22 protein-coding genes are annotated in these 19,708 nt (G+C 57.2%); 4 read left to right on the top strand and 18 right to left on the bottom strand.

Annotation, left to right across the window (positions count from 1 at the left end; translation table 11 throughout):
• Positions 1–31 precede the first annotated feature (31 nt).
• The gene (cspE, locus tag EDF75_RS02095; protein WP_004859511.1) at positions 32–241 is read left to right on the top strand and encodes a transcription antiterminator/RNA stability regulator CspE; all 210 of its coding nucleotides are present in this window, start codon (positions 32–34) and stop codon (positions 239–241) included.
• Between the two features lie 57 nt (positions 242–298).
• On the opposite strand, the gene crcB is transcribed toward cspE, so the two are convergent.
• Positions 299–682 (bottom strand): fluoride efflux transporter CrcB, encoded by a 384-nt coding sequence (gene crcB / locus EDF75_RS02100; RefSeq protein ID WP_123706997.1) that lies wholly within the window; start codon positions 680–682, stop codon positions 299–301.
• Positions 683–771: 89 nt separating this feature from the next.
• Here crcB and EDF75_RS02105 point away from each other — a divergent pair, with 89 nt between their 5' ends.
• A complete protein-coding gene (locus EDF75_RS02105) occupies positions 772–1,560 on the top strand; it encodes a deaminated glutathione amidase (RefSeq protein ID WP_045854455.1) in 789 nt (262 codons plus the stop codon).
• Between the two features lie 127 nt (positions 1,561–1,687).
• Positions 1,688–1,891 (top strand): twin-arginine translocase subunit TatE, encoded by a 204-nt coding sequence (tatE, locus tag EDF75_RS02110; RefSeq protein ID WP_133596802.1) that lies wholly within the window; start codon positions 1,688–1,690, stop codon positions 1,889–1,891.
• Positions 1,892–2,130: 239 nt separating this feature from the next.
• On the opposite strand, the gene lipA is transcribed toward tatE, so the two are convergent.
• The 15 genes from lipA to leuS form a co-directional block, all read right to left on the bottom strand.
• Positions 2,131–3,096, bottom strand: a complete 966-nt coding sequence (lipA, locus tag EDF75_RS02115) for a lipoyl synthase (protein WP_045854456.1) — start codon at positions 3,094–3,096, stop codon at positions 2,131–2,133.
• A 185-nt stretch (positions 3,097–3,281) separates the two neighbouring features.
• Positions 3,282–4,226, bottom strand: coding sequence for a YbeF family transcriptional regulator (locus EDF75_RS02120; protein WP_133596804.1), 945 nt, complete (start codon positions 4,224–4,226; stop codon positions 3,282–3,284).
• A gap of 136 nt (positions 4,227–4,362) precedes the next feature.
• Positions 4,363–5,007 (bottom strand): lipoyl(octanoyl) transferase LipB, encoded by a 645-nt coding sequence (gene lipB / locus EDF75_RS02125; RefSeq protein ID WP_133596806.1) that lies wholly within the window; start codon positions 5,005–5,007, stop codon positions 4,363–4,365.
• A 94-nt stretch (positions 5,008–5,101) separates the two neighbouring features.
• Entirely contained in the window at positions 5,102–5,365 is a 264-nt protein-coding gene (gene ybeD / locus EDF75_RS02130; RefSeq protein ID WP_041144576.1) for a DUF493 family protein YbeD, read from the bottom strand.
• Between the two features lie 114 nt (positions 5,366–5,479).
• The gene (gene dacA, locus EDF75_RS02135) at positions 5,480–6,679 is read right to left on the bottom strand and encodes a D-alanyl-D-alanine carboxypeptidase DacA (RefSeq protein WP_045854459.1); all 1,200 of its coding nucleotides are present in this window, start codon (positions 6,677–6,679) and stop codon (positions 5,480–5,482) included.
• A gap of 142 nt (positions 6,680–6,821) precedes the next feature.
• Positions 6,822–7,943, bottom strand: coding sequence for an endolytic peptidoglycan transglycosylase RlpA (gene rlpA, locus EDF75_RS02140; RefSeq protein WP_133596808.1), 1,122 nt, complete (start codon positions 7,941–7,943; stop codon positions 6,822–6,824).
• Positions 7,944–7,953: 10 nt separating this feature from the next.
• Complete coding sequence (gene mrdB / locus EDF75_RS02145; RefSeq protein ID WP_128878784.1) at positions 7,954–9,066, bottom strand: peptidoglycan glycosyltransferase MrdB; 1,113 nt, start codon at positions 9,064–9,066, stop codon at positions 7,954–7,956.
• On the bottom strand, positions 9,066–10,967 hold the full coding sequence (mrdA, locus tag EDF75_RS02150; protein WP_041144580.1) for a peptidoglycan DD-transpeptidase MrdA: 1,902 nt from the start codon (positions 10,965–10,967) through the stop codon (positions 9,066–9,068). The genes mrdB and mrdA overlap by 1 nt, the downstream gene beginning before the upstream one ends.
• Positions 10,968–10,994: 27 nt before the next feature.
• A complete protein-coding gene (gene rlmH / locus EDF75_RS02155) occupies positions 10,995–11,462 on the bottom strand; it encodes a 23S rRNA (pseudouridine(1915)-N(3))-methyltransferase RlmH (protein ID WP_041144581.1) in 468 nt (155 codons plus the stop codon).
• A gap of 3 nt (positions 11,463–11,465) precedes the next feature.
• Positions 11,466–11,783, bottom strand: coding sequence for a ribosome silencing factor (gene rsfS / locus EDF75_RS02160; RefSeq protein WP_004859547.1), 318 nt, complete (start codon positions 11,781–11,783; stop codon positions 11,466–11,468).
• Between the two features lie 209 nt (positions 11,784–11,992).
• Positions 11,993–12,622 (bottom strand): adenosylcobalamin/alpha-ribazole phosphatase, encoded by a 630-nt coding sequence (locus EDF75_RS02165; protein WP_133596810.1) that lies wholly within the window; start codon positions 12,620–12,622, stop codon positions 11,993–11,995.
• A 56-nt stretch (positions 12,623–12,678) separates the two neighbouring features.
• Entirely contained in the window at positions 12,679–13,329 is a 651-nt protein-coding gene (nadD, locus tag EDF75_RS02170) for a nicotinate-nucleotide adenylyltransferase (RefSeq protein ID WP_045854464.1), read from the bottom strand.
• Positions 13,322–14,353, bottom strand: a complete 1,032-nt coding sequence (gene holA / locus EDF75_RS02175) for a DNA polymerase III subunit delta (RefSeq protein WP_133596812.1) — start codon at positions 14,351–14,353, stop codon at positions 13,322–13,324. Before holA ends, nadD begins: the two co-directional genes overlap by 8 nt.
• Positions 14,353–14,943, bottom strand: coding sequence for an LPS assembly lipoprotein LptE (lptE, locus tag EDF75_RS02180; RefSeq protein WP_041144585.1), 591 nt, complete (start codon positions 14,941–14,943; stop codon positions 14,353–14,355). The genes holA and lptE overlap by 1 nt, the downstream gene beginning before the upstream one ends.
• A gap of 14 nt (positions 14,944–14,957) precedes the next feature.
• Complete coding sequence (gene leuS / locus EDF75_RS02185; RefSeq protein ID WP_133596814.1) at positions 14,958–17,540, bottom strand: leucine--tRNA ligase; 2,583 nt, start codon at positions 17,538–17,540, stop codon at positions 14,958–14,960.
• Positions 17,541–17,765: 225 nt separating this feature from the next.
• Here leuS and EDF75_RS02190 point away from each other — a divergent pair, with 225 nt between their 5' ends.
• Positions 17,766–18,248: a zinc ribbon-containing protein gene (locus tag EDF75_RS02190; protein ID WP_041147547.1), complete on the top strand. Its 483-nt coding sequence runs from the start codon at positions 17,766–17,768 to the stop codon at positions 18,246–18,248.
• A 59-nt stretch (positions 18,249–18,307) separates the two neighbouring features.
• Here EDF75_RS02190 and EDF75_RS02195 read toward each other — a convergent pair whose 3' ends face one another.
• Together EDF75_RS02195 and gltK are read right to left on the bottom strand one after the other, a co-directional pair.
• The gene (locus EDF75_RS02195; protein ID WP_133596816.1) at positions 18,308–19,033 is read right to left on the bottom strand and encodes an amino acid ABC transporter ATP-binding protein; all 726 of its coding nucleotides are present in this window, start codon (positions 19,031–19,033) and stop codon (positions 18,308–18,310) included.
• The gene (gene gltK, locus EDF75_RS02200; protein WP_041144588.1) at positions 19,033–19,707 is read right to left on the bottom strand and encodes a glutamate/aspartate ABC transporter permease GltK; all 675 of its coding nucleotides are present in this window, start codon (positions 19,705–19,707) and stop codon (positions 19,033–19,035) included. The genes EDF75_RS02195 and gltK overlap by 1 nt, the downstream gene beginning before the upstream one ends.
• Position 19,708: the final 1 nt, after the last annotated feature.

Below are 19,708 nucleotides of genomic sequence, written 5' to 3' on the forward strand. Positions count from 1 at the left end.
AGTGTCTTTTTTTCATATAAAGGTAATTTTGATGTCTAAGATTAAAGGTAACGTTAAGTGGTTTAATGAGTCCAAAGGATTCGGTTTCATTACTCCGGAAGATGGCAGCAAAGATGTATTCGTACATTTCTCTGCAATCCAGTCCAACGGTTTCAAAACTCTGGCTGAAGGTCAGCGCGTAGAGTTCGAAATCACTAACGGTGCCAAAGGCCCTTCTGCTGCAAACGTAAACGCTATCTAAGCAACGCGTCAGTAGAATATAAAAACCCGCAATTTGCGGGTTTTTTTTTGCCTGTTTTTAACGGCTGGCGGCATGAGAGAAGAGCCAGAATGCTGCCGCCGTCATGGCGAATGAGCCCAGCAGGTTGACCAGAATATTGAGCAGCGCCCAGCTGAAGCGCCCCTGCTGCAGCAGAAATACCACTTCCGCTGAGAAGGTGGAGAAGGTCGTCAATCCGCCGCAAAAGCCGGTGGTGATGAGCAGCTTCCACATTGGGTCGATATCGGTCAGGCGGTTAAACCAGGCCAGGCCGGCGCCAATGATAAATGCGCCCAGCAGGTTGGCCGTTAGCGTGCCAATGGGAATGGCATGGTGCATGGGGTTAAACTTCATTCCTAGCCACCAGCGCAATACGCTGCCGGTACCGCCGCCAAGAAAAACGGCTAAAAGTAGTTGTGACACTCTCATTCCCTGCTATTTGGTTAATACTGGGAATGAGTGTAGCGCGCAAAATGCATCGCTGGCTATGAATTCGCGAACGGGAGATTAAGATGCTAGTTGCTGCTGGACAATTTGCCGTCACCCCTGACTGGCGGGCGAATGCGCGGACCTGCGTAGCGCTGATGGCCCAGGCCGCTGAGCAGGGCGCGTCGCTGCTGGTGCTGCCCGAGGCGCTGCTGGCGCGCGACGATAGTGACCCGGATCTCTCGGTTAAATCGGCGCAGGAGATAGACGGCGGCTTCCTGCGGCTGCTGCGTGAGGAGAGCCGTAATAACGGCTTAACCACCGTGCTGACGATTCACGTGCCTTCCGGCGAGGGACGCGCGGCTAATACGCTGGTGGCGATACGCCGCGGCGAGGTTATCGCACAATACCAGAAGCTACACTTATACGATGCGTTTAATATACAGGAGTCACGGCGCGTTGATGCCGGCCTGCAGATCCCGGCGCTGATTGACGTCGACGGGGTTCGGGTTGGCCTGATGACCTGCTATGATTTGCGCTTCCCGGAGCTGGCGTTAAGTCTCGCGCTGAGCGGCGCTGAGATCCTCGTTCTCCCGACCGCGTGGGTGAGAGGGCCGATGAAGGAGCATCACTGGGCGACGCTGCTGGCCGCCCGCGCGCTGGACACGACCTGCTATATCGTGGCGGCGGGAGAGTGCGGCAACCGTAATATTGGCCAGAGTCGAATTATCGATCCCCTCGGCACGACGCTGGCCGGCGCGGCGGATCGGCCGCAGATGATTTTTGCCGACGTTTCCGTGGATTATCTACGCCAGGTGCGCGAGCGCTTGCCGGTGCTGCAGAACCGCCGCTTTGCGCCACCGCAATTATTGTGACGTTTTTTTAAACAGAGCTTGATTCACCTTGTTACAGATTGCTATTGTGTCCGCGCGTCAAATAGCCGTTAATTGTTCGCGTGTATGATGGCGTATTCGCAGATTGTTTTAGAGAAGAAGGTTAGCTATGGGTGAGATTAGTATTACCAAACTGCTGGTTGTCGCAGCACTGATTATTTTAGTGTTTGGTACCAAAAAACTACGTACGCTGGGTGGAGACCTGGGTTCGGCTATCAAAGGCTTTAAGAAGGCCATGAACGACGACGATAGCGTGAAGAAAACCAGTGCGGAAGAAGAAACTCCGGCACAGAAGCTCTCTCATAAAGAGTAATTAAACGCCTGCTCCCCGACAGCGGGAGCAGGCTGCCGGCAGGCTATCCGCCTGCACGGATAAGAGGCCGCAGCGATTATCGTTGCGGCCTCTTTTTGTATCCTGCAAGGTCATTGGCTGAAAAAATGCAACCGACTGTAACCGCGCCGGCGGATTTATTGAGGGGAAAAAGATGAGGTAGCGCAAGGAGAGCTGACCGCTGCACGCGGGAAACGCGCAGCGGTCGAGGACGGCGTGAACTACTTCACTTCCATCCCTTTGGCCTGCAGGTCGGCATGATAGGACGAGCGGACGAACGGGCCGCAGGCAGCATGGGTGAAGCCCATGGCCATCGCTTCGGCTTTCATCTCTTCGAACTCGTCCGGGCTAACGTAGCGCTGTACCGGCAGGTGGTGACGGCTCGGCTGCAGATACTGACCGAGGGTCAGCATCGTCACGCCGTGGCGACGCAGGTCGCGCATAACTTCAACGATTTCAGCGTTGGTTTCACCGAGGCCGACCATCAGACCCGATTTGGTTGGGATCTCCGGATGCGCTTCTTTGAAGCTTTCCAGCAGCTTTAACGACCAGTTGTAATCGGCGCCTGGGCGTACCTGGCGATAGAGACGCGGCACGTTTTCCAGGTTGTGGTTAAAGACGTCCGGCGGCGTCACCTTGAGGATATCCAGGGCGCGATCCATACGGCCGCGGAAGTCCGGAACCAGGGTTTCAATCTTAATCGACGGGTTTTTCTCACGGATGGCGCTGATGCAGTCGGCGAAATGCTGAGCACCGCCGTCGCGAAGGTCATCGCGGTCGACGGAGGTGACAACGACGTACTTCAGACCCATGTCGGCGATGGTTTGCGCGAGCTTCTGCGGTTCATTAGCATCCGGCGTCACCGGACGACCGTGGGCGACATCGCAGAACGGGCAGCGGCGGGTGCAGATAGCACCGAGGATCATAAAGGTTGCCGTTCCGTGGTTGAAGCATTCCGCAAGATTCGGGCAAGAAGCTTCTTCGCACACGGAGTGCAAACCGTTCTTACGCATCGCTGCTTTGATACCCTGGATACGGGACGAGTCAGCCGGAAGTTTGATTTTCATCCATTCCGGTTTTCTGAGCAGAGCTTCACGCTCAGTTGCCACGTTTTTCACCGGGATAAGGGCCATTTTATCGGCGTCGCGATATTTAACACCGCGTTCCATCACAATGGGTTTACTCATAGCGTGCGTGTTCCAGTTGCGAGTACGAAGGAAAACGAATTAATTCAAGTAAATGTTGTATTTATCAACTATTTTTGAATCAAGGATAGGCAGTATACCATTGATACGGACCAGAAAGCAGCCTGCCTGTTCGGCAAATTGTAAAATAGTTGTTGTTTTATGCTTTCCCTCACGTGCGGTATGACTTAAAAAGCCTGACGAACCGCCTCAATCACCTCATGGAGCAGCGGTTCCTGGGCGCTGAGCTTGTTGTAATGCAGCGAAATGTCGATGGTTTCATCGGCGAGAGGCGGGTAGTCCAGCGCCGCCAGCGGCCAGGTTTTGGCCAACAGCGAAAACATCCGGTTCGGCATCAGCCCAAGCATATCGCTGGCGCTCACCAGCGCGGCCTGAGTTAACAGGTTGTAGCTGCTAAAGCCGCAGCGCCGCTCCCCTAGCTGCTCCTGCAGCCGGCGGTGCAGCGCCGGATAGCGCTGGCCCTCGGGCAGCAGCAGGGCAAACTCGTACTGACGAAGATGCTCTTCGCTGTGCGGCATAGCCAGCGCCGGATGCGCCTCACGGCAGTACATCATCACCCGATCCTGGAACAGAACATGGTGCACGATAGACTGGCCGCTGTGCGCGTAGCTGTCGATCAGCAGGTCCACCTGGCGCTGGTTAAGCTGGCTGGGGGCATCGGTAATGGCGATATTGTGCAGCAGCACCTGGGGGAAGCGAGGCTTCAGCGCCTGCGCAATCGTCGGCATGACCAGCGCGCCGACGGTGGGCGAGGTGGCGATGGTCATGACCCGCTGCTGATGCGGGCTGCCGGTTAAATCCAGCGCGCTGAGAAAGGCTTCCATTCCCTGACTGATGTACTGATGGAGGTGCGTCGCGTAGGCGGTCGGCGTCACGCCCTGGCCCTTGCGAATAAACAGCGGGTCGGGAAAAAGCGCGCGGAGTTTGTTAATCGACTGGCTAATGGCCGAGGGGGTGATATTCAGCACCTTAGCCGCATTCACGATGCCCTTGTGTACGTACACGGCTTCGAAAATGGTCAGTAAGTTGAGGTCAATATTACGCAGAATGCGGAATACCTGGCGATCGTCGAGCCGTTCAGTGGGCTCCGGTTGCGGATGATTTTTTTCCACTCTGCGCCTCCTGTCATAGCGAATAGCGCAAGTATAGCGGTCAGCGACGCCGCCGTTTGTGGCAATTAATTGCAAATAGAATGGCTTAACAGAAGTCAGGCGCAAAACGCGCCCCGGGAAGCCGGGACGCTCGGATTTACTTTGCGGAAATGAACTCGTGCGGCGGGTTGTCGAGCAGCGCCAGCAGGTTGGCAACCAGTCGTGGTGCGACGATTTGCGGCGCCGCTTCGGGCTGCCACTGGCGCATTTGCGCCATCTCCATTCCGGCGTAGCCGCAGGGATTAATCCGCAGGAACGGCGAAAGGTCCATCGCGATATTGAGCGCCAGGCCGTGGAACGAGCATCCTTTGCGAATGCGCAGGCCCAGGGAGCAGATCTTTTGCTCACCGACGTAAACGCCGGGCGCATCGGCGCGCGGGTGCGACTCAATAGCGTACTCCGCCAGGGTATTAACCACGGTCTGCTCGAGCAGCGTCACCAGTTCGCGTACGCCAAGCTTGCGGCGTTTGAGATTGAGCAGGACGTACATCACCTGCTGCCCCGGCCCGTGGTAGGTCACCTGGCCGCCGCGATCGCTTTGAATGACCGGAATATCGCCCGCCACCAGAACGTGTTCCGCTTTTCCCGCCTGGCCCTGGGTAAAGACCGGATGATGTTCAACCAGCCAGATTTCATCGAGGGTTGTTTCATCGCGCGAGTCGGTAAAGTCGTGCATTGCCTGCGAGACAGGGGCGTAAGGCTGCAGGCCGAGTTGCCGAATGAGGATTTTATTGTGCTGCAAAACAACGTCTCCGCACAGAGAAGTGATTTAAGGCAGCGAGTATATCACAGGGGGGAAGGGGATGACCCGGCGCGAGGCCGGGTAGCAGAATGGGTTACAGCACCATCCGGACGATCTCAATATTACCCAGCTCTTCGTACAGGGTTTCTACCTGCTCGATATGGGTAGCGTTGATGGTGATAGAAACCGAATGGTAGTTACCTTTGCTGCTCGGCTTTACCTGCGGAGAGTAATCACCAGGCGCATGGCGCTGTACCACTTCCACCACCTGATCAACCAGCTCAGGCAACGCCTGCCCCATTACTTTGTAAGTAAATGGAGTAGGGAATTCAAGCAGTTCGTTAAGTTTGGTTTTCATGTCAGCTCCGGTGTTACGACAAAAAATAATAACTCCCACAAGATGCGGGAGTTATCAGGTTACTTTGATAGTTAGTATATGGGGATGTAAATCACACTTTCAAGCGTTCGATTTTTAACCAAACCAGTGGTGGAACATTAACTTAATGTAATCAATCATTTTGCCGAAGAAATTACCTTCCGGGATTTCCTGCAGCACCACCAGCGGGCGCTGATCGATAGTTTTGCCGTCCAGCTGGAAGTTAATGGTGCCGACAACCTGGTTTTTCTGCAGCGGTGCGTGCAGTTCGGTATTGTTCAGTACGTAGCTGGCCTTCAGATCTTTCATGCGGCCGCGCGGAATGGTCAGATACACGTCTTTATCGACGCCCAGCGATGCGCGATCGCTATCGCCAAACCAGGCCGGCTCGGAGGAAAACTCTTTGCCCGCTTTCAGCGGATTGACGGTTTCAAAGAAGCGGAAGCCCCAGGTCAGCAGCTTTTTGCTTTCGGATTCACGACCCTTATAGGTGCGCCCCCCCATCACGGCGGAGATCAGGCGCATCTGGCCTTCGGTTGCCGAAGCGACGAGGTTATAGCCCGCTTTATCCGTGTGGCCGGTTTTTATGCCGTCGACGTTGAGGCTGTTATCCCACAGCAGCCCGTTACGGTTGAGCTGGCGGATGCCGTTAAAGGTGAACTCTTTTTCTTTGTAGATGGTGTATTCGTTCGGCACGTCGCGGATCAGCGCCTGGCCAATCAGCGCCATATCGCGCGCGGAGCTGAACTGACCTTCGGCATCCAGGCCGTGAACGGTCTGGAAGTGGCTGTTTTTCAGGCCGAGGGCGTTGACGTAGCTGTTCATCAGGCTGACGAAAGCGTCCTGGCTACCGGCAACGAAGTCCGCCATCGCGACGCAGGCGTCGTTGCCTGACTGCAGGTTGATACCGCGAATCAGCTGAGAAACCGGCACCTGCATGCCTGGCTTGAGGAACATCAGGGAGGAGCCTTTAAATACCGGGTTACCGGTTGCCCACGCGTCGTTGCCCACGGTGACCAGATCGGACTCTTTGAATTTACCCGCTTTCATGGCCTGACCAATGACGTAGCTGGTCATCATTTTGGTCAGACTCGCCGGGTCGCGGCGGGAATCGGCGTTATTTTCCGCCAGCACTTTGCCTGAATTGTAATCGATAAGTATCCAGGATTCGGCGTCAATCTGCGGCGCGCCTGGGATCATGGTTTTAAGATTCAGGTCATCGGCGTGGGCTGCGGAGGAGAGCGCGGCAACGGAGAGGGCCGTAACGAGTAAACGTGCGGTGAAAGAGATCTTCATGGTCTGAACAACGGCATCCGTGATGGAGTTAAAAAAGTGCCTTACTATAACAAATGCTCTACGGACCGGCATCCGACATTGCGCATGACTTTGTTAACGATTTTGTCATGCGCAATGCGATACGGACGGCGGTCCGACGCGTTTAGTTGGCGTGAGTAATAAATGACTGCAGCTGAGCCTCGCTCTGCAGGCGCTGCTGTACGGTGCTGGCCTGTGGCTTGCTGGCGAACGGGCCCAGCTGAATACGCCACACCGCGCCGTTTTGCACCACGCGGCCGGGAACGGAGAACTGCTGGCTCAGGCGCTGCTGGTACTGCTGAGCGCGGGCCTGGTCGCTAACGGCGCCAACCTGTACCACATAGTCGCCGCTGGCAGCAGCGCTGGTCGAGGTAGAGGCGGCGGCAACCGCAGTCGTCGCGGCGGCGGCCGGCGCAACGCTGCCCTGGATGGATCCCGGCGCGGTGACCGGTGCGGTTGACGCGGCGGCCTGAGCGACGGGCTCACTGCCCTCCAGCACGCCGTTATTCAACGGCGTTGGGGCGCCGAGGAAGCCGCTGCTGTTGACCGGCGCGCCGACGCTATCGTCGGATTTCAGCGTTGAGTTACTGATAGCGCGCACGTCGGTTTGCACCGGCTGATCGGTCGAGGCACCGCTACCGCCGTCCAGGTCCGGACGCGCCGGCAAGGCATAAGTTTGTTTCGCCACGGTGGTACAGGCCATTCCCGGACCCGAGAGCGAACCGTCCTGCGCGACGATAATAGGATCGATGCGCACCTTGGTATTATTCGAGGTGTTCAGCCGGTCGGCGGAGGCGCGTGAAAGCGATATCACGCGATCGTTGCCGTACGGGCCGCGATCGTTGATACGCACCACGATCATGCGGCCGTTTGCGACGTTGGTAATACGCGCGTAGCTGGGGATCGGCAGCGTAGGGTGCGCGGCGGTGAGCTGGGTAGGATCGAAGGCCTCGCCGGATGCGGTCAGATTGCTGTTGGGCTCAGCGTCATAAATCGCCGCCAGGCCGGTCTGGGTAAAATTAGACGGGTCCTGCACGATTTTATAGCTTTTACCGTCGCGTTCGTAATCCTGATTTGCCGTCGGATTCGGCGCTTCATAGTGCGGATCGGCGCCGCTGATTTCTACGCTTGGGCCATTACAAACCGCCGGCTGCGGTGTGCTGACGGTTTTTTGTTGAACGTCTTCACCCGAACATGCCGCCAGCAGCCCTGCTGCTATGCAGATCCCCAGCCATTGCTTACGCATTGCGAACCCCTTAAACGCTTTTCGACAACATTTTTCTGTGGGTGTGGATCGACATTACGATACCAAACCCGGCCATCAATACGATCAGGGCTGAGCCCCCGTAGCTGACCAGCGGCAACGGTACCCCCACCACTGGCAAAATACCACTCACCATACCAATATTTACGAAGACATAAACGAATAAAATCAACATTAAACCACCGGCCATGACCCGGCCAAAGGTGGTTTGCGCCTGGGCGGCGATCCACAGCCCGCGCATTATGAGCAGGATATAGAGCGCCAGCAGAACCAGCACGCCAATCAGCCCAAGCTCTTCGGCCAGGACCGCGAAGATAAAGTCGGTGTGGCGCTCCGGCAGAAACTCCAGCTGCGACTGGGTGCCGTGTAGCCAGCCTTTCCCCCGCAGTCCGCCGGAGCCAATAGCAATTTTAGACTGGATAATGTGATAGCCGGCGCCCAGCGGGTCAGTTTCCGGATCGAGCAGCATCATAACGCGCTGACGCTGGTAGTCGTGCATCAGGAAAAACCACAGAATCGGGATAAACGCGGCGACCAGCACCACCGCAACGCCGATCAGGCGCCAGCTCAGCCCGGAAAGGAACAGCACAAACAGGCCGGACAGGGCGATAAGGATTGAGGTCCCAAGGTCAGGCTGCGCCGCAACCAGCAGGGTCGGCAGGAAAATCAGCACCAGCGCAATGGCGGTATTTTTCAGCGAGGGCGGGCAGACGTCGCGGTTAATAAAGCGCGCCACCATCAGCGGAACGGCGATTTTAGCAATTTCCGAGGGCTGAAAACGGACGACGCCGAGATCCAGCCAGCGCTGGGCGCCTTTCGAGATAGCGCCGAAGGCATCCACCGCCACCAGTAAAATAATACAGAAGATATAGAGATAGGGCGCCCAGCCTTCATACACGCGCGGCGGGATTTGCGCCATGACGATCATAATCACGATACCCATCGCGATCTGGCCAATTTTACGTTCCATCATCCCGATATCCTGGCCGCTTGCGCTCCAGATAACCAGCGCGCTATAGGTCAGCAGCGCCAGCAGTATCAGCACCATGGTGGGATCGAGATGGATTTTATCCCACAGCGATTTTTTGTTTGGATTATCGGTCATTATTGATCCTCCCCCGCCGTCACCGCCGGATTTTCACTCGGCAGATTCGTATTGTTATCACCCAGCATTATGTGATCGAGAATCTGACGCATAATCGTCCCGACCGCCGGGCCTGCGCCGCCGTTCTCGAGAATGATCGCCACGGCAACCTGGGGGTTGTTGTAAGGAGCAAACGCCGTCATGAGCTTATGGTCACGCAGGCGCTCAGCGATTCTGTGCGCGTTATAGGTTTCATTGGCCTTCAGGCCGAATACCTGGGCCGTACCGGATTTCGCCGCGATTTTGTAAGGCGCGCTGGCGAAGTACTTATGCGCGGTACCGTTGCCGCGGTTGGCCACGCCGAACATGCCGTCTTTGGCTATCTCCCAGAAGCCGGAGTGAATATCGCCCACCGGCGGCTCGTGCGGCTGAACCCAGGGTACCTGCTTGCCGTCTTCGACGGTGCTTTGCAGCAGATGGGGCACTTTTACCACGCCGTCGTTAATCAGGATCATCAGCGCCTTGTTCATCTGAATCGGCGTGGCGGTCCAGTAGCCCTGGCCGATACCGACCGGAATGGTGTCCCCCTGATACCAGGGCTTTTTAAAGCGCTTCAGCTTCCATTCACGAGTGGGCATATTCCCGGAGCGCTCTTCTGACAGATCGATGCCGGTATAGTGGCCGTAGCCGAATTTATTCATCCATTCCGACAGGCGGTCGATGCCCATATCATAGGCAACCTGATAGAAATAGGTATCCGCAGACTCTTCCAGCGCTTTGGTCACGTTCAGGTGCCCGTGGCCCCATTTTTTCCAGTCGCGATAGCGTTTGTCCGAACCGGGCAGCTGCCACCAGCCGGGATCGAACAGGCTGGTATTGCGGGTGATGACGTTGGCGCTCAGCGCCGAGACGGCAACGTAAGGTTTCACCGTCGAGGCCGGCGGATAGACCCCCTGCGTGGCGCGGTTGACCAGCGGCGTATTCGGATCGTTGAGCAGCCCGGAGTAGTCCTTGCTGGAGATCCCGTCCACGAACAGGTTTGGATCGTAGCTCGGGGTGGAAACCAGCGCCAGAACGCTGCCGGTGCGCGGGTCGGTGACTACCACCGCGGCGCGGCTGCCGGCCAGCAGCGTTTCAATATACTGCTGCAGCTTGAGATCGAGGGTTAAATAGATATCGCGCCCGGCCTGCGGCGGCACCTCTTTGAGCTGGCGAATGACGCGGCCGCGGTTGTTGACCTCGACCTCTTCGTAGCCGGTCTGCCCGTGCAGGACGTCCTCATAGTAGCGTTCGATACCCAGCTTGCCGATATCGTGGGTTGAAGCGTAGTTAGCCAGCTTGCCCTCTTTATCCAGGCGATCGACGTCTTTATCGTTAATTTTTGAGACATAGCCGATAACGTGGGTGAGGGCGGAGTTGTAGGGATAATAGCGGCGCTTATAGCCTTTCACTTCGACGCCGGGAAAGCGGTACTGATTGACCGCGAAGCGGGCAACCTGCACTTCGGTCAGGTTAACCTTGACCGGAATAGAGGTGAAGCGGTGGGAACGCGAGCGCTCCTTTTTAAAACCGGCAATATCATCATCCGTGAGGTCAATGACGTCACGCAGCGCGTCCAGCGTCTGCTGCACGTTATCGACCTTCTCCGGCATCATTTCCAGCTGATAGATGGTGCGGTTCAGCGCCAGCGGCGTGCCGTTACGGTCATAGATAATGCCGCGGCTTGGCGGGATGGGAACCAGCTTGATGCGGTTTTCGTTCGAGCGCGTCTGGTAGTCCGTGTAACGGACTATCTGTACGTTATAAAGATTGGCAACCAGTATGCCGGTAAGCAGCAAAATCCCCAAAAAAGCGACCAGCGCCCGGCGCACAAACAGCGAGGATTCAGCCGTATAGTCGCGGAAAGAATTCTGTAATTTCATTCGCTGCTTAGTCTACCCTGGTCATCATCATTCACGGTGGTAAGGGTGGTTGGTTGTAATGCTCCACGCCCGATACAGACTCTCCGCAACCAGTACGCGAACCAGCGGGTGAGGCAAGGTCAGGGTGGAGAGCGACCAGCTCTGTTCCGCCGCGGCTTTACACGCCGGAGAAAGCCCCTCGGGGCCGCCGATCAGCAGGCTGACGTCGCGGCCATCTTGCTTCCAGCGCTCCAGCTCACGCGCTACCTGCGGCGTATCCCAGGGTTTCCCCGGAATATCCAGGGTCACGATGCGGTTTTTACCCGCGGCTGCCAGCATCATCTCCCCTTCTTTTTCGAGGATACGCTTGATATCGGCATTTTTACCGCGCTTACCGGCGGGGATTTCCAACAGCTCGAACGGCATATCTTTTGGAAAACGACGCAGATATTCACTAAAGCCGGTCTGAACCCAGTCCGGCATTTTGGTGCCAACGGCCACCAGCTGCAGCTTCACGCATTAACTCCAGAGTTTTTCCAGCTCGTAAAGACGACGGCTCTCTTCCTGCATGACGTGAACCATGACGTCGCCAAGATCGACAACAATCCAGTCGGCGGCGCTTTCACCTTCGACGCCCAGCGGCAGCATGCCGGCGGCGCGAGACTCTTGTACCACGTGGTCGGCGATGGACATTACGTGGCGCGTAGACGTGCCGGTGCAGATAATCATGCAATCTGTAATGCTGGATTTGCCATGAACGTCAATGGCTACGATGTCCTGACCTTTCAGGTCATCAATTTTGTCGATAACAAAATCCTGGAGTGCTTTACCCTGCAAGAGTTCCCCCTGGGTGAGTGAAGAGTGAAAATAATAAACAGCCCGGCAGTATACCTGAACTCATAAAAAAGTCGGGATAAATGTCTGCCAACCGGCGTTGGAGGCGGCTATCATCCCATCCATCGCCGCTGATTGCATCGCCATTTTTGTAAAACATCTGTATGGCGGATACCTTCAGGCTGCGGAGAATAGCAGCCTGCTCCGACCTGTCAATGGTCTGGACTGAATTCTTCTTCCGCCCGCCAGACGGCCCGGCTATTTAGTACCCGCAGCGCGGCGAAATCTGCGCGCAGATCGAGCATGCTCCACGCGCCGTGCTCGATGGGGAAACGCCACATCGCCGCCGCCGGCATCTCCAGCAGCAGGGCGATTAACAGGCTAAGCGCTCCCTGATGGCCGACGATGAGCAGATGGTCAAGATGCTGATACTGCGCCAGCGCCTCGCTAAATGCCGCGATCCGCCGGGAAAAACTCTGAAAACTTTCGCCGTTGGTGGGCGCCGCGTGCTGCCAGTCCGCGCACCAGGCGGCATAGTTTTCCGCATCTTCATGCTGCAAATCCCGATGGTGGCGCATTTCCCAGTCGCCGAAGAACATCTCGTTGAGGTCGGGAATAATTTCGCGGGGGATCGCCCGCTCGCCCAGCAGCAGGTCGGCGGTGCGCTGGGTACGCTCAAGCTCGCTGCAAAGAACGCGGTCAAACGCCACCGCCTGCAGCTGCTGACCAAGCCGGAGGGCCTGGGCCTCGCCGCGTTCGGTGAGGGGAGTGGGCGCGCGTCCGCTGTACAGACCGGCTGCGTTAGCCTGGGTTTCGCCATGACGAACTAACCATAGTTTCATGATTATCCTCACTGAGCCGAAAGGTGAGACGCTAAATTACCCGGCGGCGCCGAGGATTAGCAATAAAGCTTTTGCTGATGAATGTAGTCCAGGACGGCCGCCGGCAGCATATCGGCACAGGATTCGCCGCGTTCAAGGCGCTGGCGAATGAGGGTGGCCGAAATATCAAACCACGGGGTTTCCGCCAGATAGATAGCCCCGGCGGGGCGGCGGCGCAGCTGCTCGACATCGTGGGTCAAATGCTTATCGAGCCACTGCTGGTCCTCCGGGCGCTGCATCACCAGCGGATAGCCCGGACGCCGGCAGACGATCAGATGCACGTTATCCAGAATGCTGGCGTAGTTGTGCCAGGTGGGGAAGGTGAGCAAAGAGTCCTGGCCGATGATAAATGAGAGCGACGGCTTTGGCCCCTGCTCCTGGCGCCACTCCTGCAGCGTTTGCGCCGACCAGGACGGCGTCTGGCGCTGCAGCTCGCGATCGTCGAGCACGAACAGCGGCTTATCAGCAATAGCCAGTTCGAGCATATGCCAGCGCTGGGCGCTGGTTGCCTCGGGCTGGGGACGATGCGGCGGCACGTTGTTAGGAACGATAATCACTTTTCCCAGGCCTATCTGATTCGCCAGAATTTCGACCGGTTTGAGGTGACCGTAATGCACCGGATCGAAGGTGCCTCCGTACATGGCCTGCAGCTGAGTCATATCAACCATCGATAAACACGTCCGCCAGCGCTTTGTGGCAGAGCAGTAAAGAAAGGCTCTCTAATTCGGGCCAGATACTGGTTCCGTAGTCCTGCTTGAAGGTGAGCTCCGCTCGGGTAAGCAGGGTAACGGCCTGACGCAGCTGATCGCTGCCGAGGCGGGTGAGCGCGTCGGTTAACAGCGGTCGGCGGTTTTGCCACACGCGATGCTTATCGAACAGCGAGCGCAGCGGCGTATGGGCCGACTGGCGCTTCAGGTTTACCAGCAGCAGCAGCTCTCGCTGCAGCGTGCGCAGGAGGATCGCGGGTTCGCTCCCCTCCAGGCGCAGCTGCTGCAGAATATGCAGCACGCGCTTGCTTTTGCCCGCCAGCAGCGCATCGACCCAGTGATACGGCGTAAAGTGGGCGGCATCGTTTACCGCCTGCTCTACGCGCGGCAGCGTGAGCTTGCCGTCCGGCCACAGCAGTGACAGCCGTTCCAGCGCCTGAGATAGCGCCAGCAGGTTGCCTTCGTAGCAGTAGCACAGCAGCTGGCTGGCCGCGTCGTCAAGCTGCAGGCTATTGTGCTTAGCGCGCGCGGCCAGCCAGCGCGGCAGCTGAGCATATTCCGGCGTCTGGCAGCTTACCTGCACCGCACGGCTGGCGAGGGCGGTGACCCAGGCGGCGTTCTCCTGCGCTTTGGTCAACTTATTGCCGCGCACAATCAGCAGCAAATCGTCATGCAGCATGCCGATAAGGGTTGCCAGCTGTTCGTTAATGGCCGCATTGGGGCCATTTTCAGGCAGGATCAGGAGCAGCGTTTGGCGGCTGGAGAACAGGCTCATTGCCTGACTCAGCGAGAAGAGAGCGTGCCAGTCGGTGCTGGCGTCAATCGTCGCGGTATGGTGTTCGATAAAGCCCTGAACGGCAGCGGCTTCGCGAATCGCATCCTGACTCTCCTGCAGCAGCAGAGGATCGCTACCCAGCAGTAAATAGGCCGCGCGCAGCCCTTCATTGAGCTGCGCGCGGAGCTGTTCCGGGTACAACCGAATCATCAGTTACCCAGCGTGGTGGAAACGCGACCACCGGAGGTGGAGGAGGCGGGGGTCGTGGTGACCGGCTTCTCCTCGCCTTTGGTGGCTTCGACATCCGCAACGTGAACGCTTGGCAGCTTACGAATCAGCTGCTCTGCCGCTTTGTCGTACATCTCCTGGATAATCATATCCTGCTCGGCATCCTTCGCTAACGCCGCCTGCGGGTTATCGAAGAACGAGCGGTAGACTTTCGTCGTGATCGGATAGATATCATGACCCGGGATCAGCACGCTGGCGTGAACCGTCATCACCATCTGGTACTCAGCGGTACGTCCGTCCTGGAAAATGGAGGCCGTATCTTTCTGAATAGACGATGATTCCAGACGCAGAGAAGGAACATCCTTACGCAGCGTGCTGCCATCGATCAGTTCAACCCCGTTCAGACGCAGCTGGTTACGCACCGAACGGCTCAGCGGCCCGTTCGGATCGCCCGACTGGAAGATCATGGTTTTCATTGCGGTTGGGACCTGGGTAGTACTGCGCAGGTGCCAGCCGCATCCGGCGGTGATTAACACCGCCAGAGATAACAACAATGTTGCCAGATATCGCACGCTTCCTCCTGCGCTTAGCCAACGACCAGATTGAGCAGTTTGCCCGGAACGTAGATCACTTTACGTACGGTGACGCCGTCGAGATACTTCGCGACCAGATGTTCCTGACCCGCGCGGGCGCGGACCTGATCTTCGGTGGCATCGACCGGTACGGTAATTTTACCACGAACCTTACCATTAACCTGGACGACGACCAGGGTAGTATTTTCAACCATGGCGCGCTCGTCGGCGACCGGCCACGGTGCGCTGTCGATATCGCCTTCACCGCCCAGCTCCTGCCATAAGGTGAAGCTCGCGTGCGGGGTGAACGGGTTGAGCATACGCACCACCGCCAGCAGCGCTTCACGCATCAGCGCGCGATCCTGCTCGCCTTCCTGCGGCGCTTTCGCCAGCTTGTTCATCAGCTCCATGATCGCCGCGATCGCGGTGTTGAAGGTCTGACGGCGGCCGATATCATCGGTCACTTTCGCGATGGTTTTGTGCACGTCGCGGCGCAGCGCCTGCTGATCTTCGCTCAGGCTGGCAGCGTCGAGGGCGATGGCCGGGCCCTGAGTCGTGTGCTCGTACACCAGCTTCCAGACGCGCTTGAGGAAGCGGTTTGCCCCTTCAACGCCGGACTCCTGCCATTCGAGAGTCATATCCGCCGGAGAGGCGAACATCATGAACAGACGCACGGTGTCCGCGCCGTAGCGCTCAACCATCACCTGCGGGTCGATGCCGTTGTTCTTCGACTTGGACATTTTGCTCATGCCGGTATACACCAGCTCGCGGCCCTGCGGATCGAAGGCCTTAACGATACGGCCTTTCTCGTCGCGCTCGACGGTGGCATCAACCGGGGAGACCCAGTTACGCTCGCCGTTTTCGCCGACGTAGTAGAACGCGTCCGCCAGAACCATCCCCTGACACAGCAGCTGCTTAGCCGGCTCGTCAGAGTTAACCATGCCCGCGTCGCGCATCAGCTTGTGGAAGAAGCGGAAGTACAGCAGGTGCATGATCGCATGTTCAATACCGCCGATATAGATATCAACCGGCAGCCAGTAGTTCGCCGCTTCCGGGTCCAGCATGCCCTGGTCGTACTGCGGGCAGGTGTAGCGCGCGTAGTACCAGGAGGATTCCATAAAGGTATCAAAGGTGTCGGTTTCACGCAGCGCAGGCTGGCCGTTGACGGTGGTTTTAGCCCACTCAGGGTCGGCCTTAATCGGGCTGGTGATGCCATCCATCACCACATCTTCCGGCAGAATAACCGGCAGCTGATCTTCCGGGGTCGGCATTACGGTGCCGTCTTCCAGGGTAACCATCGGGATCGGTGCGCCCCAGTAGCGCTGACGGGATACGCCCCAGTCGCGCAGACGGTAGTTCACCTTACGCTCGCCGACGCCCATCTGCGCCAGCTTGTCGGCGATGGCGTTGAAGCCCGCTTCAAAGCTCAGCCCGCTGAATTCGCCGGAGTTGAACAGCACGCCTTTTTCCGTCATCGCCTGTTCGGAGAGATCTGGCTCAGAGCCGTCTGCCGCGAGGATAACCGGCTTGATGTTGAGGCCATATTTTGTGGCAAACTCATAGTCGCGCTGGTCGTGGCCTGGAACCGCCATCACCGCGCCGGTACCGTACTCCATCAGCACGAAGTTGGCCGCCCATACCGGAATAGCTTCGCCGGTCAGCGGGTGAATGGCTTTAAAGCCGGTATCGACGCCTTTTTTCTCCATCGTCGCCATTTCAGCTTCTGCGACTTTGGTGTTGCGGCATTCGTCGATAAACGCAGCCAGCGCCGGATTATTGGCCGCCGCCTGCTGCGCCAGCGGGTGGCCCGCGGCTACGGCCAGGTAGGAGCAGCCCATAAAGGTATCAGGACGCGTGGTGTAGACGGTCAGCTTGTCGGCGTAGTCGTTAACGTTGAAGGAGATTTCGACCCCTTCAGAACGGCCGATCCAGTTGCGCTGCATGGTCTTGACGGTATCCGGCCAGTGATCCAGATTATCCAGATCTCTCAGCAGCTCGTCGGCGTAGGCGGTAATTTTGATAAACCACTGTGGGATCTCTTTACGCTCAACTTTGGTATCGCAGCGCCAGCAGCAGCCGTCGATAACCTGTTCGTTGGCGAGCACGGTCTGGTCGTTAGGGCACCAGTTCACCGCGGAGGTTTTCTTATATACCAGGCCTTTTTTATACAGTTCGGTGAAGAACTTCTGCTCCCAGCGGTAGTATTCCGGGGTGCAGGTCGCCACTTCACGGCTCCAGTCGTAGCCGAAGCCCAGCTTTTTCAGCTGGTTTTTCATGTAGGCGATGTTGTCATAGGTCCACGGCGCCGGCGCCGTATTGTTTTTCACCGCCGCGCCTTCTGCAGGCAGGCCGAACGCATCCCAGCCGATGGGCTGCAGGACGTTTTTACCGAGCATACGCTGGTAGCGGGCAATCACATCGCCGATGGTGTAGTTACGCACGTGGCCCATGTGTAGTCGGCCAGAAGGATAAGGTAGCATCGACAGGCAGTAGTACTTCTCTTTGCTCTCGTCTTCAGTGACTTCAAATGTACGATTATCGTCCCAGTGAAGCTGGACTTTCGATTCTATCTCTTCCGGGCGGTATTGCTCTTGCATGGCAGCCAGTGGTCCTGTTTTCAATACAGCTACAAATGTAGCCAATGGATGTGTTATCTCAGATCGGCATAGCATAGCCCAAACGCCCACGTCAAAACAGCCTTTCGCACATTAACATCGGCAAAAGCGACGCAGAATATTTAGCGACTCTGTGGCCTGAATGGCAAAGCAACCGGCAGATAACGTCTATTATTAGAATAAGTTAACCACACAGGAGGCGAAATGATGAACAAGGTTGCTCAATTCTACCGCGAGCTGGTGTCAACGCTCAGCGAACGGTTACGCAGTGGAGAGCGTGATATAGACGCGCTGGTGGAGCAGGCGCGGGTGAGAATCAGCCAGTCCGGTGAGTTAACGCATCGCGAAGTTGAGACGCTGACTAAGGCGGTAAGGCGCGATCTGGAAGAGTTCGCCCGCAGTTATGAAGAGAGCCATGATGAGCTAACGGACAGCGTATTTATGCGGGTTATAAAGGAGAGCCTGTGGCAGGAGCTGGCCGATATTACCGATAAAACCCAGCTTGAGTGGCGCGAGGTGTTTCAGGACCTGAATCACCACGGCGTGTACCAGAGCGGCGAGGTGGTCGGGCTGGGCAATCTGGTGTGCGAGAAGTGCCACCACCATCTGGCGGTTTACACCCCGGACGTGCTGCCGCGCTGCCCGAAGTGCGGCCACGATCAGTTCCAGCGCCGGCCGTTTGAGCCTTGATATTCCGCGTTGAGTATAGCCGTAAACAGCGCGCACGAGAGCCCGTGCGCGCCTGACCGTTAGTGAAGGATTTTGGCGAGGAAGTCTTTGGCGCGATCGGACTGCGGGTTGGCAAAAAATGCTTCCTTGTCAGCATCTTCGACGATCTTCCCTTCATCCATAAAGATCACCCGGTTGGCCACCTTGCGCGCGAAGCCCATTTCGTGGGTGACGACCATCATGGTCATGCCTTCGTTTGCCAGTTCGACCATGACGTCGAGCACTTCGTTGATCATCTCCGGATCCAGCGCCGACGTTGGTTCGTCAAACAGCATGGCAATCGGGTCCATGCACAGCGCGCGGGCGATGGCGACGCGCTGCTGCTGGCCGCCTGAAAGCTGCGCCGGATATTTTTCCGCATGGGCGGAAAGCCCCACGCGCTCCAGCAGCTTCAGGCCTTTGGCGCGGGAAGCGGCCTTATCGCGGTTGAGCACTTTTACCTGCGCCAGCGTCAGGTTGTCGATAATCGACAGATGCGGAAACAGCTCAAAGTGCTGGAATACCATCCCGACGCGGGAGCGCAGCTTCGCGAGGTTGGTCTTTTTATCGTTCACCTGAGTGCCGTCAACGGTTATCTCGCCCTGTTGAATCGGCTCCAGGCCGTTAACGGTTTTAATCAGCGTTGATTTTCCCGAGCCGGACGGCCCGCAAACCACCACCACTTCACCTTTTTTCACTTCCGTGGAGCAGTCGGTCAGCACCTGAAAGTGACCATACCATTTTGAAACGTTTTTCAGGGTAATCATTACACAGTCCTTTTCTTCAACCAGCTGACCAACAGCGATGCGCTGAGACTAATTGCAAAATAAACGGCACCTGCGAACAGGATCATTTCGACCTGGGTTCCGTCACGCTCGCCGATAGTGGACGCGGTGCGGAAGAAATCTGCCAGGCTCAGAACATAGACCAGCGAGGTATCCTGGAACAGGACGATCCCCTGGGTTAACAGCAGCGGCACCATCGCGCGAAAGGCCTGCGGCAGGATAATCAGCTTCATCGACTGCCAGTGGGTCATCCCCAGCGCCAGCGCGGCGCTGGACTGGCCGCGGGAGATACTCTGGATGCCGGCGCGGATAATTTCCGAATAGTACGCTGCTTCAAACATGGAGAACGCAATCATGGCTGAGATAAGCCGGATATCGGTCTTCGGCGACAGGCCAAGCACGTTCTGTAAAAAGCCGGGAACAATCAGATAAAACCACAGCAGCACCATCACCAGCGGAATGGAGCGGAAGACGTTGACGTAGGTTTTGGCAAACCACGCCAGCGGTAAAAAGCTCGACAGACGCATGACCGCCAGCAGGGTGCCCCAGACGATACCGATAACGATGGCGATAACGGTGATTTTCAGGGTGATAACCAGTCCCGCCAGCAGATACGGCATGGATGGAACGATAGAACTCCAGTCAAAATCATACATA

The sequence above is a fragment of the Klebsiella sp. BIGb0149 genome (assembly GCF_004362605.1).
Lineage (GTDB): Bacteria > Pseudomonadota > Gammaproteobacteria > Enterobacterales > Enterobacteriaceae > Klebsiella > Klebsiella terrigena.

Excerpts from the sequence above, each read along its gene's own strand:
- cspE (WP_004859511.1), top strand. The coding sequence starts at position 32 with ATGTCTAAGATTAAAGGTAACGTTAAGTGGTTTAATGAGTCCAAAGGA.
- EDF75_RS02105 (WP_045854455.1), top strand. The coding sequence starts at position 772 with ATGCTAGTTGCTGCTGGACAATTTGCCGTCACCCCTGACTGGCGGGCG.
- tatE (WP_133596802.1), top strand. The coding sequence starts at position 1,688 with ATGGGTGAGATTAGTATTACCAAACTGCTGGTTGTCGCAGCACTGATT.
- lipA (WP_045854456.1), bottom strand. The coding sequence starts at position 3,096 with ATGAGTAAACCCATTGTGATGGAACGCGGTGTTAAATATCGCGACGCC.
- ybeD (WP_041144576.1), bottom strand. The coding sequence starts at position 5,365 with ATGAAAACCAAACTTAACGAACTGCTTGAATTCCCTACTCCATTTACT.
- dacA (WP_045854459.1), bottom strand. The coding sequence starts at position 6,679 with ATGAAGATCTCTTTCACCGCACGTTTACTCGTTACGGCCCTCTCCGTT.
- rlpA (WP_133596808.1), bottom strand. The coding sequence starts at position 7,943 with ATGCGTAAGCAATGGCTGGGGATCTGCATAGCAGCAGGGCTGCTGGCG.
- mrdB (WP_128878784.1), bottom strand. The coding sequence starts at position 9,066 with ATGACCGATAATCCAAACAAAAAATCGCTGTGGGATAAAATCCATCTC.
- mrdA (WP_041144580.1), bottom strand. The coding sequence starts at position 10,967 with ATGAAATTACAGAATTCTTTCCGCGACTATACGGCTGAATCCTCGCTG.
- EDF75_RS02165 (WP_133596810.1), bottom strand. The coding sequence starts at position 12,622 with ATGAAACTATGGTTAGTTCGTCATGGCGAAACCCAGGCTAACGCAGCC.
- nadD (WP_045854464.1), bottom strand. The coding sequence starts at position 13,329 with ATGGTTGATATGACTCAGCTGCAGGCCATGTACGGAGGCACCTTCGAT.
- holA (WP_133596812.1), bottom strand. The coding sequence starts at position 14,353 with ATGATTCGGTTGTACCCGGAACAGCTCCGCGCGCAGCTCAATGAAGGG.
- leuS (WP_133596814.1), bottom strand. The coding sequence starts at position 17,540 with ATGCAAGAGCAATACCGCCCGGAAGAGATAGAATCGAAAGTCCAGCTT.
- EDF75_RS02190 (WP_041147547.1), top strand. The coding sequence starts at position 17,766 with ATGAACAAGGTTGCTCAATTCTACCGCGAGCTGGTGTCAACGCTCAGC.
- EDF75_RS02195 (WP_133596816.1), bottom strand. The coding sequence starts at position 19,033 with ATGATTACCCTGAAAAACGTTTCAAAATGGTATGGTCACTTTCAGGTG.
- gltK (WP_041144588.1), bottom strand. The coding sequence starts at position 19,707 with ATGTATGATTTTGACTGGAGTTCTATCGTTCCATCCATGCCGTATCTG.